Source organism: Vibrio sp. D3 (assembly GCF_043995865.1).
Taxonomy (GTDB): Bacteria; Pseudomonadota; Gammaproteobacteria; order Enterobacterales; family Vibrionaceae; genus Vibrio; species Vibrio diabolicus.
In genome coordinates this window covers 2,424,411-2,442,805 of sequence record NZ_CP171887.1, presented here as the reverse complement: position 1 = coordinate 2,442,805, position 18,395 = coordinate 2,424,411, and the positions used below count along the sequence as shown (strand labels likewise).

General features: G+C 46.2%; 15 protein-coding genes. 9 read left to right on the top strand and 6 right to left on the bottom strand.

Annotated features, from left to right (window positions below):
- Positions 1-86: 86 nt before the first annotated feature.
- Positions 87-3,761 (top strand): exodeoxyribonuclease V subunit beta, encoded by a 3,675-nt coding sequence (recB, locus tag ACHFJ9_RS19295; protein ID WP_395357472.1) that lies wholly within the window; start codon positions 87-89, stop codon positions 3,759-3,761.
- Positions 3,761-5,908: an exodeoxyribonuclease V subunit alpha gene (gene recD, locus ACHFJ9_RS19290; RefSeq protein ID WP_395355975.1), complete on the top strand. Its 2,148-nt coding sequence runs from the start codon at positions 3,761-3,763 to the stop codon at positions 5,906-5,908. The genes recB and recD overlap by 1 nt, the downstream gene beginning before the upstream one ends.
- Positions 5,909-5,942: 34 nt before the next feature.
- Here the strand turns inward: recD and ACHFJ9_RS19285 are convergent, their stop codons facing one another.
- On the bottom strand, positions 5,943-6,131 hold the full coding sequence (locus tag ACHFJ9_RS19285; RefSeq protein WP_005380230.1) for a hypothetical protein: 189 nt from the start codon (positions 6,129-6,131) through the stop codon (positions 5,943-5,945).
- A 400-nt stretch (positions 6,132-6,531) separates the two neighbouring features.
- Positions 6,532-7,869, bottom strand: a complete 1,338-nt coding sequence (argA, locus tag ACHFJ9_RS19280; protein ID WP_012841478.1) for an amino-acid N-acetyltransferase — start codon at positions 7,867-7,869, stop codon at positions 6,532-6,534.
- 162 nt (positions 7,870-8,031) lie between these two features.
- Here argA and ACHFJ9_RS19275 point away from each other — a divergent pair, with 162 nt between their 5' ends.
- From ACHFJ9_RS19275 to ACHFJ9_RS19255, 5 genes are all read left to right on the top strand, one after another.
- On the top strand, positions 8,032-8,487 hold the full coding sequence (locus ACHFJ9_RS19275) for a DUF2850 domain-containing protein (protein ID WP_065645491.1): 456 nt from the start codon (positions 8,032-8,034) through the stop codon (positions 8,485-8,487).
- A 273-nt stretch (positions 8,488-8,760) separates the two neighbouring features.
- Positions 8,761-9,864, top strand: coding sequence for a murein transglycosylase A (mltA, locus tag ACHFJ9_RS19270; protein WP_012841480.1), 1,104 nt, complete (start codon positions 8,761-8,763; stop codon positions 9,862-9,864).
- 99 nt (positions 9,865-9,963) lie between these two features.
- Positions 9,964-10,773 carry a tRNA cyclic N6-threonylcarbamoyladenosine(37) synthase TcdA gene (gene tcdA, locus ACHFJ9_RS19265; RefSeq protein ID WP_203346983.1) on the top strand — a complete coding sequence of 270 codons (810 nt, stop codon included), beginning with the start codon at positions 9,964-9,966 and terminating at the stop codon, positions 10,771-10,773.
- Between the two features lie 19 nt (positions 10,774-10,792).
- Positions 10,793-11,221, top strand: a complete 429-nt coding sequence (gene csdE, locus ACHFJ9_RS19260; protein ID WP_046874993.1) for a cysteine desulfurase sulfur acceptor subunit CsdE — start codon at positions 10,793-10,795, stop codon at positions 11,219-11,221.
- 309 nt (positions 11,222-11,530) lie between these two features.
- Entirely contained in the window at positions 11,531-12,451 is a 921-nt protein-coding gene (locus tag ACHFJ9_RS19255) for a GGDEF domain-containing protein (RefSeq protein WP_046874992.1), read from the top strand.
- A 33-nt stretch (positions 12,452-12,484) separates the two neighbouring features.
- Here the strand turns inward: ACHFJ9_RS19255 and csdA are convergent, their stop codons facing one another.
- The 4 genes from csdA to ACHFJ9_RS19235 all read right to left on the bottom strand — a co-directional run bounded on the left by csdA (position 12,485) and on the right by ACHFJ9_RS19235 (position 16,106).
- Positions 12,485-13,696 carry a cysteine desulfurase CsdA gene (gene csdA, locus ACHFJ9_RS19250; RefSeq protein WP_395355971.1) on the bottom strand — a complete coding sequence of 404 codons (1,212 nt, stop codon included), beginning with the start codon at positions 13,694-13,696 and terminating at the stop codon, positions 12,485-12,487.
- Positions 13,696-14,295 (bottom strand): DJ-1 family glyoxalase III, encoded by a 600-nt coding sequence (locus tag ACHFJ9_RS19245; protein ID WP_006742560.1) that lies wholly within the window; start codon positions 14,293-14,295, stop codon positions 13,696-13,698. The genes csdA and ACHFJ9_RS19245 overlap by 1 nt, the downstream gene beginning before the upstream one ends.
- Positions 14,292-15,182, bottom strand: coding sequence for a 2-dehydropantoate 2-reductase (panE, locus tag ACHFJ9_RS19240; protein WP_395355968.1), 891 nt, complete (start codon positions 15,180-15,182; stop codon positions 14,292-14,294). Before panE ends, ACHFJ9_RS19245 begins: the two co-directional genes overlap by 4 nt.
- Positions 15,183-15,290: 108 nt before the next feature.
- Positions 15,291-16,106 carry an outer membrane protein OmpK gene (locus ACHFJ9_RS19235; RefSeq protein WP_109169582.1) on the bottom strand — a complete coding sequence of 272 codons (816 nt, stop codon included), beginning with the start codon at positions 16,104-16,106 and terminating at the stop codon, positions 15,291-15,293.
- Between the two features lie 323 nt (positions 16,107-16,429).
- On the opposite strand from ACHFJ9_RS19235, the gene ACHFJ9_RS19230 reads away from it, so the two are divergent.
- Both ACHFJ9_RS19230 and ACHFJ9_RS19225 read left to right on the top strand, forming a co-directional pair.
- Positions 16,430-17,026: an LON peptidase substrate-binding domain-containing protein gene (locus ACHFJ9_RS19230; RefSeq protein ID WP_053809813.1), complete on the top strand. Its 597-nt coding sequence runs from the start codon at positions 16,430-16,432 to the stop codon at positions 17,024-17,026.
- The gene (locus ACHFJ9_RS19225; protein ID WP_395355966.1) at positions 17,023-18,381 is read left to right on the top strand and encodes a DUF4397 domain-containing protein; all 1,359 of its coding nucleotides are present in this window, start codon (positions 17,023-17,025) and stop codon (positions 18,379-18,381) included. The genes ACHFJ9_RS19230 and ACHFJ9_RS19225 overlap by 4 nt, the downstream gene beginning before the upstream one ends.
- Positions 18,382-18,395 lie beyond the last annotated feature (14 nt).

Sequence of the window (18,395 nt, the reverse complement as noted above, 5' to 3'; positions counted from 1 at the left end):
ATTAATAGAATTTTTAACTATAGATCACATTTATTAGGTGATACGTCCTAGTAAATAATCCGGAGAGATTCAGTGTTATGGATCAAATGTCAGGTGCAGAGTGTCCTCTACATATGTTAGACCGCACAGAGCAACCTCAACCAACGCCACTAGAACCGATGACGTTTCCTCTGCATGGTGCGAGGTTAATCGAGGCATCAGCAGGTACAGGTAAAACCTTCACTATTGCAGGTTTATATCTGCGCCTTTTGCTTGGTCACGGCAGCGCGGAAACTCGACATCGCGTACCGCTTACGGTCGACCAAATTCTGGTCGTAACCTTTACCGAAGCGGCAACTGCGGAATTACGCGATCGTATCAGGGCAAGAATCCATGATGCGCGAATCGCGTTTGCGCGTGGACAGAGTTCCGATCCGGTGATCCAACCTTTGCTTAATGAGTTTGACGATCACAAGCAAGCCGCAGAAATTTTATTGCAGGCAGAGCGTCAGATGGACGAGGCGGCGGTCTACACCATTCACGGTTTTTGCCAACGTATGCTAACGCAAAATGCGTTTGAATCTGGCAGCCGATTTAATAACGAGTTTGTGACCGATGAAAGTCACCTAAAAGCGCAAGTTGTAGCCGATTACTGGCGCCGCAACTTCTACCCGTTGCCATTCACCTTGGCTGGGGAAATTCGCCAGCTATGGAGCTCTCCATCTGCGTTGTTGTCTGACATCAGCAATTACTTAACTGGTGCGCCGTTAAGCCTTTCTGTTCCTGCAATGAAAGGCAGTTTGGCTGATCTTCATACTGGAAATTTGAAAAAAATTGATGAATTAAAAGCACTGTGGCGAGAAAGCCAAGATGACTTCTTCACGCTGATTTCAGATTCAGATATTAACAAACGCAGCTACACCAAAAAGTCTCTTCCGTCGTGGTTGGAGGCGGTAAACGCTTGGGCAGCAACGGAAACCACAGGTTACGATTATCCAGACAAGCTGGAGAAATTCGCGCAAAACGTCTTGTTGGAAAAAACACCGAAAGGCAGTGCGCCGCAGCATGCGGTATTTGAAGCCATTGAAACATTTCTTGCTAACCCAATCAGCTTAAAAGCGCCACTGCTTGCTCATGCGATTGAGCATTGTCGTGTGATGCTGGCCAACGCGAAAAATCAAAAACAGTGGCTCTCTTTCGATGATTTGCTGACGCAACTTTCTGCTTCTATCGATACGGACGAAAGCGAGCTTTTAGCGGCGCGTATTCGTACTTTGTATCCTGTCGCAATGATTGACGAGTTCCAAGATACCGACCCGCTTCAATACAGTATTTTCAGCCGTATTTATCTGAACAACCCGGAATGTGGTTTGTTTATGATCGGTGACCCCAAGCAGGCGATTTATGGCTTTCGTGGCGCAGACATTTTCACTTATATCAAAGCGCGTAACCAAGTAAGTGCCCACTACACGTTAGGAACCAACTGGCGTTCTAGCGCAGATATGGTGCAGGCGGTAAACCAAGTATTTGCTTTTCCAGACAGTCCATTTATCTATGATTCGGACATCCCGTTCTTACCCGTAAAATACAGTCCCAATGCCGAAAAACGCATTTGGACTATGGGTGGTCAAAAGCAACCCGCGCTGACTTATTGGTTGCAAGAAGCGGACGATAAACCGCTACCAAAAGGCGAGTATTTGACTCGAATGGCAGAGGCGACCGCAAGCCAAATCCAAACCATTTTGACGCAGGCTCAACAGGGGCAAGCGTGTCTGGTGAATGGCGAAAAACAGAAAGCGGTTCAAGCGGGCGATATCGCGGTGTTGGTTCGAACAGGTAGTGAAGGTCGAATGATCAAACAAGCGCTAGCAGACCAAGGTATTGCCAGCGTGTACCTGTCTAATCGAGACAGTGTGTTTACCAGTTCAGTGGCGCAGGATTTACAGCGTTTGCTGCAAGCGGTGCTGACTCCAGAAAATGACCGTGCGCTGCGTGCAAGTCTTGCTTCTGAGCTGTTTGCCCTCGACGCAGCAAGTTTGGATGCACTTAATAACGATGAAATTGTGTGGGAAAACGCCGTAAACGAATTCAAAGAATATCGCAAACTTTGGGTTCAACGTGGTGTGCTGCCGATGTTGCGCGCGGTGATCAGCAAACGCCATATTGCCGAGCGATTACTAGAAGAAGGTGCGAGTTCACAGGGTGAGAATGGTGAGCGAGTACTTACCGATTTAATGCACATCGGTGAACTGCTTCAACAAGCCAGTAATGAACTGGATAGCGATCACGGTCTGCTGCGTTGGCTCGCTCAGTCTATCAGTGATGCGGAAAACGGTTTGGGTGGCAGTGATGACCAAATCCAACGTTTAGAATCGGAACGTAACTTAGTGCAGATCGTAACTATTCACAAATCAAAAGGCTTGGAGTATGACCTCGTATTTCTGCCGTTTGTGTTCAGCTATCGAGAAGCCAGTGAAGCCAAATATTACGATGCAGCCAATGACCGCACGGTACTGGATATCACTGGCAACGATGCGTCCATGAAGCAAGCGGATAAAGAGCGTTTGGCGGAAGACTTACGCTTGATATACGTGGCGTTAACGCGTGCTGTGTATGCGTGTTTTATCGGTGCCTCACCTTTACGCAATGGCCGTTCGACCAAAGAGCCAACCGGTGTACACCGCAGTGCGATTGGCTATTTGATTCAAAATGGTCAAGAAGGTGGCATTAACGATTTGTACCAAGGTTTAGCAAAGCAACAAGACGAGCTTGATTGTGTCGTTGTGGCCGAACCGCCGCCGCAACTCGAAGAGAAGTACGTAGCGCCACAAGAAGAAATACACGATCTTAGCGCGAAAGAGCTGCAAAACCCTATCGACAGAAACTGGCGCATCACCAGTTATTCTGGCTTGGTCAAGCAAGGCTCTCATCACGCCGAGCATGATGCCACGATTGAGATTACGGGTTTTGATATCGACTCATCTGAAGAGCAAGACGAAGCGGATTTGGTGGAGCCAGAGCGTTCTATTTTTACCTTCCCTCGCGGTGCGCGTCCGGGTACGTTCCTGCACAGCCTGTTTGAGGAAATTGAATTTACTCAGCCAGCCACGACGGAAGAGAATACACAAATCATCCTTGGTTTGATGGAAAGCGAACAGCTCGATGAAGAGTGGTTACCCATTTTACAGCAATTGATTGATACCGTACTCGCAACGCCGTTGGATGGTAAGTCTTTGCTGCTGAATCAAAAAGCACCGTCGCAACGTTTGGTGGAGATGGAATTTTTGCTGCCGATTGAAGTGTTGTCTGCACCGGCGTTAAACCGAGTCATTCAACGTCACGATCCGTTGTCGGCGAAAGCGGGGGATTTAGGTTTCCAAACCGTGCAAGGTATGCTCAAAGGCTTTATCGACTTGGTGTTTGAACATCAAGGTAAATACTACGTGCTTGACTGGAAATCGAATCATCTTGGCGACGATGTGACGCATTATCATGGTGAGGCTCTGAAATCGGCGATGGCGGATCACCGCTACGATTTGCAGTATCAGATTTATGCGTTAGCACTGCATCGTTTTCTACGCAGCCGATTGGCGAATTATCAATATGAGCAGCACTTCGGTGGCGTGTATTACTTGTTCTTGCGCGGCATGGATGGGCAGAGTGACCACGGCATTTTTGCCGCGAAACCAACTTTCGAGTTCTTACAAGAGATGGATCGTTTGATTGATGGTCAAGCACTTGAAACGCGCTCAACTCAAGCCGGGCAGATGGAGCTACTTTAATGACGACAAATCACAATCTTCATTCTGACCAAAATAGCCTATTGGTAGTGCTAGAACGCTTGGCGCACAAAGGTGCTATTCGTCAGCTCGACTATCAATTTGCCTGTTTTATTGATTCTCAAACGCATGATGAACAGTCGGATAGCCAAGCACTGGCGTTTATCGCGGGTGTTGTCAGTAGTGAGCTTGGCAAAGGACATATCTGTCTGTCTCTGTTCGATGCGCAAGGGCAATCTACGGATTTAGCCAGTAAGCTAGGGCTGTTTGGTGAGTCGGCATTGGCGCTCAACACACAGTTGCAAGGCATAGACTGGATTGAAGTATTACAAAATTCCAGCGTGGTTGGCGCGCAAGGAGAAGCCTTGCCGCTGATGTTCGATGGTGAGCGTCTGTATCTGCACCGCTATTGGCATTATGAAGTGACACTGGCGGAAAAGCTCAATCAGTTGGGCGCTGTAGTGAACTTGCAGTCGCAAGAGTTAGCGCGATTATCGGACTTGCTCAACCATCTGTTTGCACGCCAATACCATTTTCTGTTTAACGCGTTAGGCAAAGCAGTAGAAGCGGGAAGCAGCAACCAAGTGTTGCGTCAGCAATTGGTGTGTGACCACCTTGATGTGGTCGCAAGCGAATCGTTGGATTGGCACGCCATTGATTCCGTGCTTAGCAATGCGCGCAAGGTTCAAGATTTGCAAATACTGGATGAACTCGTACCACTCTCGGCTTGCGTGAACTGGCAAAAAGTCGCGGCGGCAGTTGCGTTAACCCGTCGATTTGCTGTGATTTCTGGTGGTCCAGGCACGGGTAAAACGACGACAGTAACCAAATTGCTTGCCGCTTTGATTGAACAGGCGACGCACGAGAAAAACCTAACCATCAAGCTGGTGGCCCCGACGGGGAAAGCGGCGGCGCGATTAACCGAGTCCATTGGTAAAGCGGTGCAAGAGCTGCCAGTTTCTCCGGAGCTAAAAGCCAAAATTCCGACTGAATCAAGCACCTTACATCGGTTGCTGGGCGCGATTCCTAATAGCGCAGAATTCCGTCACAACAAGCAAAATCCACTTCATTTGGATATTTTAGTTATCGACGAAGCGTCGATGGTCGATTTGCCAATGATGTACAAAGTGGTCGATGCCTTACCGAAACATGCGCGGCTGATTTTGCTAGGTGATAAAGACCAACTTGCTTCAGTTGAAGCTGGGGCTGTGTTGGGTGATATCTGTTCGTTCCATGCATTGGGCTATGGCAAAGAGCAGGCATCAGCCATCGCAAAACTGACGGGTTTCGATACTTTAGTGCATACGGGTAACAGTGCATCTAGCATTGCCGATAGTTTATGTATGCTGCAAAAGAGCTACCGATTTGATGCTCGCTCAGGCATTGGTCAGTTGGCAAAAGCGGTTAACTCAGGTTCTGCTGCGAGCGTAGATAACGTCTGGGCGCGTGACTTTTCTGATATCGAACATTTCGCGCTAAGTAGTCAGCACTACAACCAAATGATGCAGACGTTGGTGCAGGAATACGGTCGTTACCTCAAACGCATTGGACAACAGGAAACCGATCCTGAAACCGGAGAGCCAGAGTCGCTAACGCGTAAAGCCAAAGCGGTGTTAGATACCTTCAACCAATGCCGACTGCTGTGCGCGATCCGTGAAGGTGACTTCGGTGTGGCTGGGCTAAACCAACGCATCGAGAAAGCGCTCGCGGCGCGCAAGTTCATTCAAGTTCAGGATGAAATTTGGTATCACGGCAGACCCGTCATGGTTACGCGTAATGATCACGGTTTAGGTTTGTATAACGGTGATATTGGTATTTGTATGCGAGATGACAGTGAAGATGAACCGCGTTTGAAAGTCTTTTTCGAGTTACCTGACGGCAGTGTGAAATCGGTCTTGCCAAGCCGAGTACCTGAACATGAAACGGCTTACGCCATGACCATCCACAAATCGCAAGGCAGTGAATTTGATTACACCCTGATGATTTTGCCACCAGACTTTAGCCCGATATTAACTCGTGAGTTGATTTACACAGGCATTACCCGCGCGAAAAAGCGTTTAGCTCTTTACGCCGAACTCAATGTTCTGAAGCGAGGCATTAAAGTGAAAACCACTCGTGCGAGTGGTTTAGTACAGCAGCTTACTAACTAAAACAAGAAGACCGAGCTTATGGCTCGGTCTTCTTTTATGCATGTTTTGCAAACGCGTTGGTAAAAGACACGCTGCGTATTTTGTATTGCTGTTGATAAGCAAGAATAAAATCTCGGATAGCGTCATTTACGGGGAAAACACAGTGGACGTCTAGGCCTTCTAAAAACTGATTGTCAGCCATATCCCAGAAGCTTTGAAGCGAATTACAAATGATTGTTCTCATAACAGTGCTCGTCTCGGCTTATTTAAAGTCAGATTAACAACTGTCCTTGGTGTGCAATACGGAGCTAACTAGTTTTTCAATTGCCCAGTATTTTAGGGTGAAGGCTACATTACATCACCTAGATCCATTCGTATTGGTTAAAAACCAATCACTAGCGAGCAGAGTATAGCCAACCAAATGTATATTTAAAAGATAAAATTGGAACGAAAATCAAGCAATGGTTTGCGTATTTCTAAGTTGGTGTTTATATGATGACTCGCTAGCTCGAAGCAGGATTTATGTGAGGCCTTACTCCAAAACAAACTTGATGTGCAGGATTGAGCGTTAATGAGCTGAATCCCGCACCTTGAGGTTTTGGTATAGCGGAACGTTAAATTTAGCTTCGTGATTTAAGGTTAAGCTACAAATCTAGCGCTAAGATTTTTGACTTACGCTGGAAGTTATATAGCCCTTGTTTGGCTCCGGGCAAATAGTCGACACTGACTTCGTAAAAACCTTGCTCTCTGAACCAATGCAGACTGTGTGTCGTGAGGACAAAGATTTGATCAATGGTTTCGGATTTAGAACGATGTTTCATGTAGTTGAGCAGTAACAAACCTCGGTTCCCATCACGATAGTCAGGGTGAATCGCTACGCAAGCCATCTCAGCTTTACGCTCTTCTGGGTACGGATAAAGGGCAGCGCAGCCAATAATCAGACCGTCTTTTTCGATGATGGTAAATTTTCCAATCTCTTGTTCTAGCTGCTCTCGAGAACGACGAACGAGTACGCCTTGTTCTTCTAAAGGGCGAATGAGGTCTAAGATGCCACCAATATCGTCAATATTAGCTTGTCTCACTTGCTCAGCGCTCGCCATAACAACTTGGGTTCCGATACCGTCGAAAGAGAACAACTCCTGAATTAAGGCTCCATCCACTTTATAGCTGATCAAGTGGCTACGAGGTACTCCGGCACGACAAGCGGCAATAGAGCCTTTAAGAAAGCGCAGTGTCCCAGTGTTGTAATCTAGGTCAGGAGACGTATTTTCAGAGAGCGTTTTGATGACATGCTCCGCCTCAATTGGCAGCAACTCGGCGACAGCATTACCGTTGTCATCAATGACACCTTGTTCTGAACAGAAACCAATCAGTTTGTCTGCGCCTAATTTGATCGCCAGTTGTGTCGCAACTTCTTCAGAAAGTAAGTTAAAACACTCGCCAGTCACAGAGCTCGCAATGGGGCCAAGTAGCACAATAGAGCCTTGGTCGAGCGTGCGATTAATCGCGTCGGTGTCAATGCGGCGAATGCGTCCACTATGGCAATAGTCCACACCATCATCAACGCCGAGTGGCTGAGCAATGATGTAGTTTCCGCTAACGACATTGAGCTGGGTGCCTGCCATCGGAGTGTTGTTGAGGCTCATTGATAGGCGCGCAGTAATCGCAAGTTGAAGTTGTCCGGCAGCTTGCATAACAACAGATAAAGCCGATTCATCCGTAATGCGGATATTTTTGTGGTAAGGCGTAGTGAGGTCTTGTTTTTCTAGCAGCTGATTAATTTGAGGACGTGCACCATACACCACCACGACTTTAATTCCGAGGCTGTGCATGAGTGCGATATCATTAATAATATTGCCAAAATTTTTGTGTGCGACGGCTTCTCCGCCCAGCATGATCACCATGGTTTTTCCGCGGTGAGCATTGACATAAGGTGTTGATTGACGGAATCCTTTTACGAGAGCAGTACTACGAATTTTCACTACAGCCATTCCTTTGTTTAATTATGTCAAAATAATGCCTTTTTATTCACTTGGTGGCAAGGTGAAATTTTGGAATAAAGCACAAACATATTGAGGTAGGTTCTTGGTCCCGTTGAAGGGGAGAGTTACAATGAGCGCGTCTTTTCTCAATACGTGAACCTCATGTCTTCTGTTGTTAATAAGAATGCTGCGATCACTGCTTCAAATCTGTCAAAAACGTCATCTAAATCAATGCTTCGTAAGTGGCTAGAGCGTTCTCTCATGCTTATAGCGATAGTTGGAACCGTTGTCGTGTGCATGCTGTATAGTGATTTGATTACTCGAACCATTAATCCGCCCATTCCCAAATCGACTATTTATGGTCGCTGGGTTGAGCAAGATGTTGCGCCTTATGCTCGTGAAGAATTTGTGTTGAGTGAGCGCGGTGTTACCGTAAATGGTTCTACAGTGGCGACCAGTTTTGAATTCGATGGGGATTCGTTTTCGTATCGAGTGGGTTCAAATGAGCGGCACTTCAATTTTGTGGGTAAGCAGCATGCAGAAATGAAACTGGATGCCAATGCGCATTATCTACCTGTATTCCGTCTAGAGGGTCGTGCAAGGATTGCGGTAAGATAGTCGTTTTTATTGTTGTCTCTTAAGCTGAGAGTCCTTGCGTCTGTGAATCACATGGATGATCACAACTTCATCTCTCAATCAGTAAATCTTACTTTCAAACATAATCCGGACAATTCCGTAATTCTTCCGCTGCTATCATGTTGCATTAACTGAATGAATTTACAACGAGTGAACGGATTGGCTTAGCGTTGAAACATTTTGTCGTTGCTTTTCAATTGCACCGTATGCATTTGTTTGCCATCCTTTTGCTATTCTCTTTTACGGAAAAGACACGTGTTAAAAAAACTCCTTCCTATTATCTCTTTGAGCCTACTCTTTGGCTGTGCTCAACAAAATGATCGTGCTCAGCAATATCTTGATGGTGAGTTTCCTCAGATCCTCAATCAAGTGGATGTGGTTGAGTCTAACAAACCACGCGATTTTACTGAATTTAACAAGCAAGCTGAGCAAGTGGTGATAAAGTCACCATCCATGGCGAAGATGTACCAACCGCTATATCAACGATTAAGTGAGTGGGCGCAACAGAGCGGAGATACCAGTGCGTTGAGTGCGTTTGGCATTCAAGCCGCGCAATTGGGTGGTGGTGATAAAAAAGGTAATGTGTTGTTTACCGGATACTTTTCTCCCGTGATGGAACTGCGTCATACACCAAACGACATTTTTAAGTACCCAGTTTATGGCAAGCCAAACTGCTCATCAGATTGTCCGACTCGCGCGGAGATCTACAATGGAGCACTAGATGGACAAGGTTTGGTGCTAGGTTACGCGCCTAATCGTATCGACCCATTTATGATGGAAGTGCAAGGCAGTGGCTACGTGCATTTTGAAGATGATGATACGTTGGAGTACTTTGCGTACGCGGGTAAAAACAATAAAGCTTACGTCAGCATTGGCCGCATTTTGATTGAACGTGGTGAAGTCCCGCGTGAAAAAATGTCCCTCAAAGCAATCAAAGAGTGGGTGATGGACAACGACGATGCGACAGTGCGCGAGTTGTTGGAGCAAAACCCTTCTTACGTTTTCTTTGCGCCAAAAGCAGAAGCGCCAGTAACAGGCTCGGCTGGTATTCCGTTGTTGCCAATGGCCGCCGTCGCGGGTGACCGTTCTATCTTACCAATGGGTACGCCAATCTTGGCGGAAGTGCCCCTGCTGAATGCCGATGGTACGTGGAGTGGTGCGCATCAACTGCGAATGCTGATCGTTTTAGACACTGGTGGTGCGGTAAAACAGAACCATTTGGATCTGTATCATGGCATTGGTGCGAGAGCAGGAACGGAAGCAGGGCACTACAAGCATTTTGGTCGAGTGTGGAAACTTGGGTTAGAAAACTCACCAACTCAAGCGCCTTGGGCTTTACCGCCAGAAAAGCTACAATAGTCGTCCAAGAGAGAGGAACACTCTCTTATCTAGACATTTCATCAAAGAGTGCGTATAAATCGCACTCTTTGTTTTTCTATCGATCATCTGGACTTCAATATGCGTGAACTCGATACCCCAGCATCTGACAGCTACAATCAACGCTTTGGCGGCACTCGTCGTCTTTATGGCAACAGCGAAGTGGACATTCTTCGCGCTGCACACGTTTGTGTGATTGGTATTGGTGGCGTAGGTTCATGGGCGGTGGAAGCGCTGGCTCGTACTGGGATCGGTGAGTTGACTCTGATTGATATGGACGATGTTTGTGTCACGAACATTAACCGCCAAATTCATGCGATGACGGGCACCGTTGGCCAAAGCAAAATTGAAGTGATGGCCGAGCGTGTCAAATTGATCAACCCAGCGTGTAAAGTCAATCTGATTGATGATTTCATCACGCCAGACAATCAACATGAGTACTTAAGCAAAGAGTTTGATTACGTGCTAGATGCGATTGACAGCGTAAAAGCGAAGGCGTCTTTGTTGGCGTATTGCCGCAGCAACAAGATCAAAGTGATCACTACGGGGGGCGCTGGTGGTCAGGTTGACCCAACGCAGATCATGGTCGCTGATTTAACGAAAACGATCCAAGATCCTCTAGCGAAGAAAATCAAAGACACCTTGCGTCGTCATCATAACTTCCCTAAGAATCCGGCTCGTAAGTTTGGTATTGATTGCGTGTTTTCAACCGAGCAGCTGAAGTACCCTCAAGCAGACGGTTCAGTGTGTGGTGTGAAGTCGACAGCGGAAGGCCCAAAACGTATGGATTGCGCTAGCGGTTTTGGTGCGGCGACTGTCGTAACTGCAACGTTTGGCTTTGTCGCGGTATCGCGAATCGTTGAGAAGTTGATTTCAAAATATAAGAAGTAAACTAGAAGAAGAGCGCATCATGACAGATTTTCCCGTTTCTCCATTTGGTACAGATATCACCAGCGAAGACATTGTAGCGACTATGCAGCAATTTAAAGGCTGGGAAGATCGTTACCGTCAGGTTATTCAGTGGGGTAAAAAGCTGCCACAAATGCCAGAAGAGCTGAAATCAGAACAAGTTACCGTTTCGGGTTGTGAAAGCTTGGTGTGGTTAGTGAGCCAAGAGCAAGATGGCGTTTGGCATTTTTGTGCGGACTCCGATGCGCGTATCGTCCGTGGATTGATTGCCTTGGTGATGGCGGCTTATGACGGAAAAACGGCCGATCAAATTCAAGCATTTGACATCGATGCTTATTTTGATCAACTGGGGCTTATTGCACATTTAAGCCCGTCACGTGGTAATGGCTTGAAAGCTATTGTAGAGCAGATTAAGCAAACCGCCGTGTAATGAGTTATTTTCCCAATTCTTAAAAAACGCCGAATAGCCTAGCTGTTTGGCGTTTTTTGTATCTGAGTTGAGACATCTTTTGCATATGGGTAAAAAATATGCAAATGGTCGACTATTTTAGCGCTAATTAACCATTCTATTGATCCTGGTTCATTATATTGCCCACTTGGTTTTTATAAACTCAATTGTATTTAAAATTTGTCTATATTAGATAATAGACATATGCCCCATTCGCTCCTATTCCCCAATGTGGAAACACACTTGGAAGCGATTGGGTTACTTAGATACAAATGCTAGGAACCTCCCTATATGCAATTCACCTTGGAACATGCGCAAGACGTGTTATCCGGAATGCCAGACCCCACTTTTATTCTGAGTGAAGATGGTATCTATATTGATGTTTTTGGAGGAACAGATAAAAAAGCCTATCACGATGGAAGTAATTTGATAGGTGAGACGCTGCACAGCGTACTTGAGAAAGATAAAGCTGACTGGTTTATCGAACAGATAAATCGGTCACTGAAACAAGACAGTATTGTGACGATCGAGTACAAGATGTGCGCCGACAGCATTCAGGGAATAGATGCTAACAGTGGGCCAAGAGGCGACCTATACTACGAAGGCAAGATCTGCCCACTCGCTATAAAATACCGAGGTCGTCGCGTTGTCCTTATTCTTACACGCAACATCTCCAATCGCCACCGAGTTGAAACCCTTCTTCGCCATCAAAGCCAAATTGATGCTCTTACCAACATCTACAATCGACGTGTCTTTTTCGAAAAGCTCACAGAAGAAGTTATTAAATCCCAAGCTCCGGATTATCACTCCGCGTTGTTATTATTTGATTTGGATTTTTTTAAAGTCATCAATGATAAACGTGGTCATGATGCGGGGGATTATGTCTTAGAGACGTTAGCTGATTTGGTTTCTCACTTACTCGTCAAAGACGAAATTTTTGCAAGAGTCGGAGGGGAGGAGTTTGCGATTATTTTGCCAGAAACCTCTCTATCGGCGGCGAAAGAGGTAGGAGAGGAAGTTCGTTCCCACATTCAAAATTGTCAGTTCGAATTTGAAAAGATTGAAATTCCGGTCACGGTGAGTGTAGGCGTGGTGGAAATAGGCAGAAATGAAACCACCAAACGTTTGTATGCGCATGCAGATAAAGCGCTTTATGCTGCGAAAAGAAATGGCAGAAATTGCGTGGCGACTCTGGATAGGCAGATGGAGTAACCTTGTTGGTTACTCCAAATCAAACCGTTGGGGTTATAGCATGTCGACGGCTTTTTCTACGGCGGCGATGAGTCTATCCACATCTTCAGCCGTGTTATAAATACCAAAAGAAACGCGTACCGTGCCTTTAACGTTTAGCGCATCCATCAATGGGTGAGCGCAGTGGTGTCCTGCTCGTACCGCAATGCCTTGTTGATCGAGCAGCGTCGCCATGTCTTGGTGATGAACGCCGTCCATGACGAATGTCAGTACAGAGGCATTCGGTTGATAGCCTAGAATATGGATGTCATCCAACGCGCTTAGTGCTTGGTAGGCTTTATCCTGAATCGCATGGAGATGATCCTCTACTTCGTGATGGTCAAAACCTTGGTACCACTCAATGGCTTTCGCTAGAGCAATCGCGCCCGCAACGTTTGGTGTGCCCGCTTCAAATTTACCAGGAAGTGCAGAAAACGTCGTTTTCTCGAACGAAACGCGTTCAACCATTTTACCACCGCCGTGCCATGGTGGCATGGCTTCCAAAAGTTCAAGCTTGCCGTATAAAACGCCAATACCTGCTGGCGCATAAAGTTTGTGACCTGAGAAAACGTAAAAATCGATATCTGATACCGATAAATCAAGCTGCTCATGGACGATGCCTTGAGCGCCATCAATCACAACAACCGCGCCAACGCTGTGCGCTAGTTCAGTGATTTTTTCGATAGGTTGTCGTGTGCCCGTGACGTTGGTGATTTGCGCACAAGCAACAATTTTACAGCGGTCAGACAGAAGCGCCTCAAATGCACTGATGTCGAACTGGCAATCTGATGTCATTGGAACTTTTATGACTTTGGCGCCCGTTTGCTCTGCCACGATTTGCCAAGGCACGATGTTAGCGTGGTGCTCCATCTCGCTAATCAAGATCTCATCACCTGGTTGTAACGTGCTGCGGGCGTAAGTCTGAGCAATTAAGTTCAGTGCTTCGGTTGCGCCCCGTGTCCAAATGATCTCTTTAGAGCTGTTTGCACCAATAAAGTTTGCCACTCGTTCTCGTGCCGCTTCAAATTGGCTGGTGGCATTAGCCGTTAAACTATGACTGCCACGGTGAACATTGGCATTTTGCGCACTGTAGTAATGACTGATGACATCAATCACACATTGCGGTTTTTGCGTTGTCGCTGCGCTATCTAGATACACTAAGGGCGTATCGTTGACGGATTGATTTAGAGCGGGAAATTGCTCACGTACAGCATTTACGTCAAACATTATTCTTCACCAAGCTTATGGTAATGCAGAGTAGGCAGAGGGATCATTGGTTCAGCAACTGACCATGCGTGTTTTTTACCTGAGAGTTGAATGATTACTTCCATTGCGAACTCTAAAGCAGTGCCCGGACCTTGACTGGTGATCAGGTTGTGGTTGATATCAAAGGTCACGCGTTTGCTGCGCCACTTCTCTTCCGGGATATGTGACTGAAAGCTCGGGTGACAGGTCATCAGTGATTGTGGGAAAAGATCATGGTGTTGCAATACCAACGCCGGTGCTGCGCAGATAGCAGCGACCAACTTTCCCTCGTAGATGTGCTGCTTAAGGATTTCTATCATCACCGTGCTATCACGAAAAATTTCTGCACCACCAACACCACCAGAAAGCGCTATGGCGTCAAACTCATCATCAGCGATATCGACCAGCTTACAATCGGCTGTTAATGTGACTCCGCGAGAAGCTTTCATCGTCAATGAGCCATCAAAAGCAGCACTCGCTACCGTAACGTCATAACCCGCGCGAACCATCATGTCGATAACGGTGACGGCTTCCATTTCTTCGGTGCCCGGAGCGATTGGCACTAAGATTTTCTTACTCATTGTTCTGTCCAGCTTTGTTCTATTTGTTTGATGCGTTGGTTAAGTTTTAAATTCTCAGGCGTATTGATGCGATGTTTCTCGGCAGCCTTTAACAAGTATCCGGTTATAAAATCAATTTCCGTTCGACGTTGATGGAATACGTCTTGTCTCATTGAAGAATAGTTCTCAGCTGTGGCGTTCACCACTTGCATTACCGTATCGAAAAGAGAGCGAAACTCGATAGCAATACCTTCTTTACTCATTACTTCAACCAGTTCTTGAGTGATGCTTTCGAGTTGTATCTTAAACTCGGGCTGCGCAAGCTCACCATTCTTACACTGGTGAATCGCAGTCAGTGGGTTAATCGCGCAGTTGATCGCTAACTTAGTCCATAACGCAGATTGGATGTGTGGATTCCAAATGGCCTCTGGAAGGGCATGATGCATAACATCTTGCAGAAAAGCGCACTGCATTCCTTTGTCATTATAACCACCCACTTGCGTTGTTCCGTGACCGGTATGCAGTACGTGTTGGTTATCTGGTTTGTATGCGCCGTGCGTCGTTGTGGCGAGCACGATCGGATTGTTTGGCAGAGCCTTCTCCACGCCAGAGGCGGTACCCATACCATTGTGCATCAGCATGATAATCGTGTCTGCGTTGATATGAGGCAGTAAAGGCTGAATGGCGTCTTCCATTTGCCAAGCTTTTACCGTGATCAAAACGAGATCTGCTTTATTTACGGATGAAATATCTTGATTGCTGAATACGATTGCGGGTGTGTCATCCAACTGAAGTGATTGTTGTCTCTCTGAACTTCTTCCCCACAATGAAACATTGTGTCCGGCAAGCTGAAATTTTGTTGCCCAAAGTGAGCCAACGGCTCCTGGACCTAAGATGAGAATATTCACCAAACGCTCTCATTAAAAAGGTTTGCTGCAAGGATAATGAGGGAAAAAAGGAAAGCAAATAAAAATGGCGCCGAAAGGCGCCATTTTTGAGCAAACTTAGTGGTTCAATTAGAACTTGTAAGTTACAGCTAGGTAGTGGCCAAAGCCAGTTGACTTAAACCCATCAGTATCTTTGATACCGTACACGTCTTTGTAGCCTTTTAGACCGTAACCCACTGCGAAGCGGTCTGAGTGCCAGTAGATACCGTTGAACATTGCACCACCGTTTGACGCGGTTGAACCAAATTTGTTACCTGCATCATCATCCATACCGAATTGGTAATCGATGTAGCCTTGGTAAGAAATGAATGAACCGTTCTCGAAGAAGTAGAATGGTTTGAACCAGTTAGTCGAGATTTGGAAACCGTTCCAATCCTTTTTGTTGCCGTTGTAAGTACCGTATAGGTTAACACCAACTTTACCAAACCAAGGAACCATTACGTCAGAACCAATACCAATTTTTTGGTTGTTTACTGAGAATGCATTAGTTTTGTAATCTGTGCCATCCCACTCAATAAGCGTTGCTACATATAGCTCTTGTACTGGACCGAAAGATAGATCTTTACCAGTTACTGCATCTAGAGACATACGTGGTGCAAATTTCATGAAGATCTTAGGATCTCCTGCTTTATCGCTGCCTTTATCTGAAGTTAGGTTGAAGATATCAACGTAGCCGTATAGATCGAAGATACCAGAGCGGCCGCCGAATTCCATTTCTAGGTAGTCGTGCGAAGACTCACCTGGAAGTTCGTCAAATGCACCCATTAGGTTAAATTGCATCCACTTGTAATCGTTTTTGTGGATATCGCCGTCAGAGTAATCTGCCGCCATAACTGGAGCTGAAGTAGCCGCTAGAAGGCTAAGAGCTAAAAGTGATTTACGCATAAGGGGACTCTCTATGTTTGTAATGATTCAGAACACGCAATCTGTGCTGCGCTTTCCAATTGGCGGGAATAATAGCGATAAAAATCCCAAATGAAAGTGATAAAGGGTGCAAAATTGAACGTTTTTGGTGAGTTGCGTCACGAAATTATCTTTATTTACGGAACTTTTTGTTTGTTGCATTTGATTGCAATAAATATGTGATTTGGATCGTTTGCGTAAGCGATTTTATGACTTTTTAAGCCAGTCGATTAACCAACATAAATCGTTAGTGATCGGAGTGATAAGGGATTCGTATGTATCGGTGAATCAAAGAGGACGTTTGAATGAAAGAAGTCATGTTATTCCCACTCACTTCAGTTGTACTCCCTGAAGGTAAAATGAATCTGCGCATTTTTGAGCCACGATATAAGCGAATGGTAAAGGAATGCAGCCTACAAAATGTGGGTTTTGGAGTTTGCCTAGTAGGTAATGAAGGTGACCCTAAAGACGTGGGAAATGTTTCATCTATCGGAACTTTGGTCAGGATCGTTGATTTTGAAACACTCAGTGATGGTCTTCTTGGTATTACAGTCGCTGGTGAGAAACGCTTTGTTGTCAAACGAGTTCGTGCAGATGCGGACGGCTTACGCCATGCAGAGGTCGAATGGTTAGAAAATTGGCAACATCCAGACAACTCACCAGATTTCTTCTATTTAAGCAAGCAGTTATCCCATGTTTATGAAGAGTTCCCTCAACTTGGAAATCTCTACCAGCATCGTTTTTACGATGACTCAGCTTGGGTGACCCAGCGCTGGCTTGAATTACTTCCTTTAGACTGCAATCTGTTCGAACAGCTCGTTGGCGCAGAGAACTGCATTCCTGCGTTGCAATTTCTGACAGAAGCCATAGAAGCCCCGACTAACAAAGAGGCAAGGATATGAAAGGATTTAGCAGAGCTGCGCTAACTATGGTGGCGGCATTAGGACTGGCGGCGTGTGGCTCCGACAGCGACACCATCGAGTATTCCAATTTGCAAGCAGTACATGCGTCTTCTGATGCGCCGCTTGCAAATGTGTGGATAAACGATAAATCATCATTGACAGGTGTTGATTATGGTATGGGTTCTGGTTACATGAAGTTACGTGAGGGCATGAACTCCATTCAAGTTGATGTTCAACTTCCAGGCGATGAAACCGCGACCGTAATACCTAAAACAGAACTAGACCTTGATTCAGACCTCAAGTACAACGTGTTCGTTGTTGGTGATGCCAATGGTTCACCAAACCCAGTAGAACCTTTAGTTGTGACTCGCAGCGCCGATTCAATGGCTGATGCCAATAGTTTAGATGTTCAAGTTGTTCATGCAGCGTCTGGCGTTCCTGCCGTTGATCTCTACGTCACCGAGCCCGGGGCTGATCTTGCTAGCGCGACACCGCTTATGAATCTTGAATACAAAGCATCTACAGACGTATTGAACATCCCCGCTGGTGAGTACCAAGTTCGACTTGCTGTTGGGGATAGCGTTGCTTTTGACTCGGGCACAGTATCTCTTGCTGCTAATTCAAACTTGACGATTGCCGCTATCAGTACCGGAGATTCAAATAGCACGTCACCAGTTAAGTTGTTGGTATTGGATGGTTCAGGATCTTCTATAATCGAGGATATGGGCAGCCAAGCTGAAGTAAGAGTTGGACATCTTGTTGATGGAGCGCCAATCGTCGATGTCAACGTTAACGGGGCGGCCTTCGGTCCTCTTGCCGACTTAGCGTTCAAAGAGATTCGTGGTTATTTGGATCTCGATGCTGGCGCTTACGATATTGACGTTTACGTGGATGGCACAACAACCAATCCTATTATCGATGTTGACGGATTAATGGTTGCGGGCGGAATGGATTACAGTGTTTACGCAGTCGGTGTTGTTAGCCCAGCGATTGATATCGAACCTCTGGTTGTTGAAGACATGAGACGTGCAGTGGCAACTAGCGCGACGCTGAATGTGACACATGCGGCGGCGAATCCCGTAGCGGAAATGGTGGATATTTATCTCACTACAAGCGCTGGAATAGATGGAAGTGATCCAACTATTGCTAATTTTGCGTACAAAGATAGCGTTCAGGGATTATATGTCGCTGAAGGTACCTATTATGTAACCGTGACAGTGGCAGGCGATCCAAGTACGGTTGCTGTTGATTCAGCACCAGTCAATGTGATGAATGGTGTTGTGTATCAGGTGGTTGCCATTGATGATGGGAACAACGGTGGCTTCAACTTGTTGGTTGATGACGTTACCGATTAGGACGAATGGGAGGA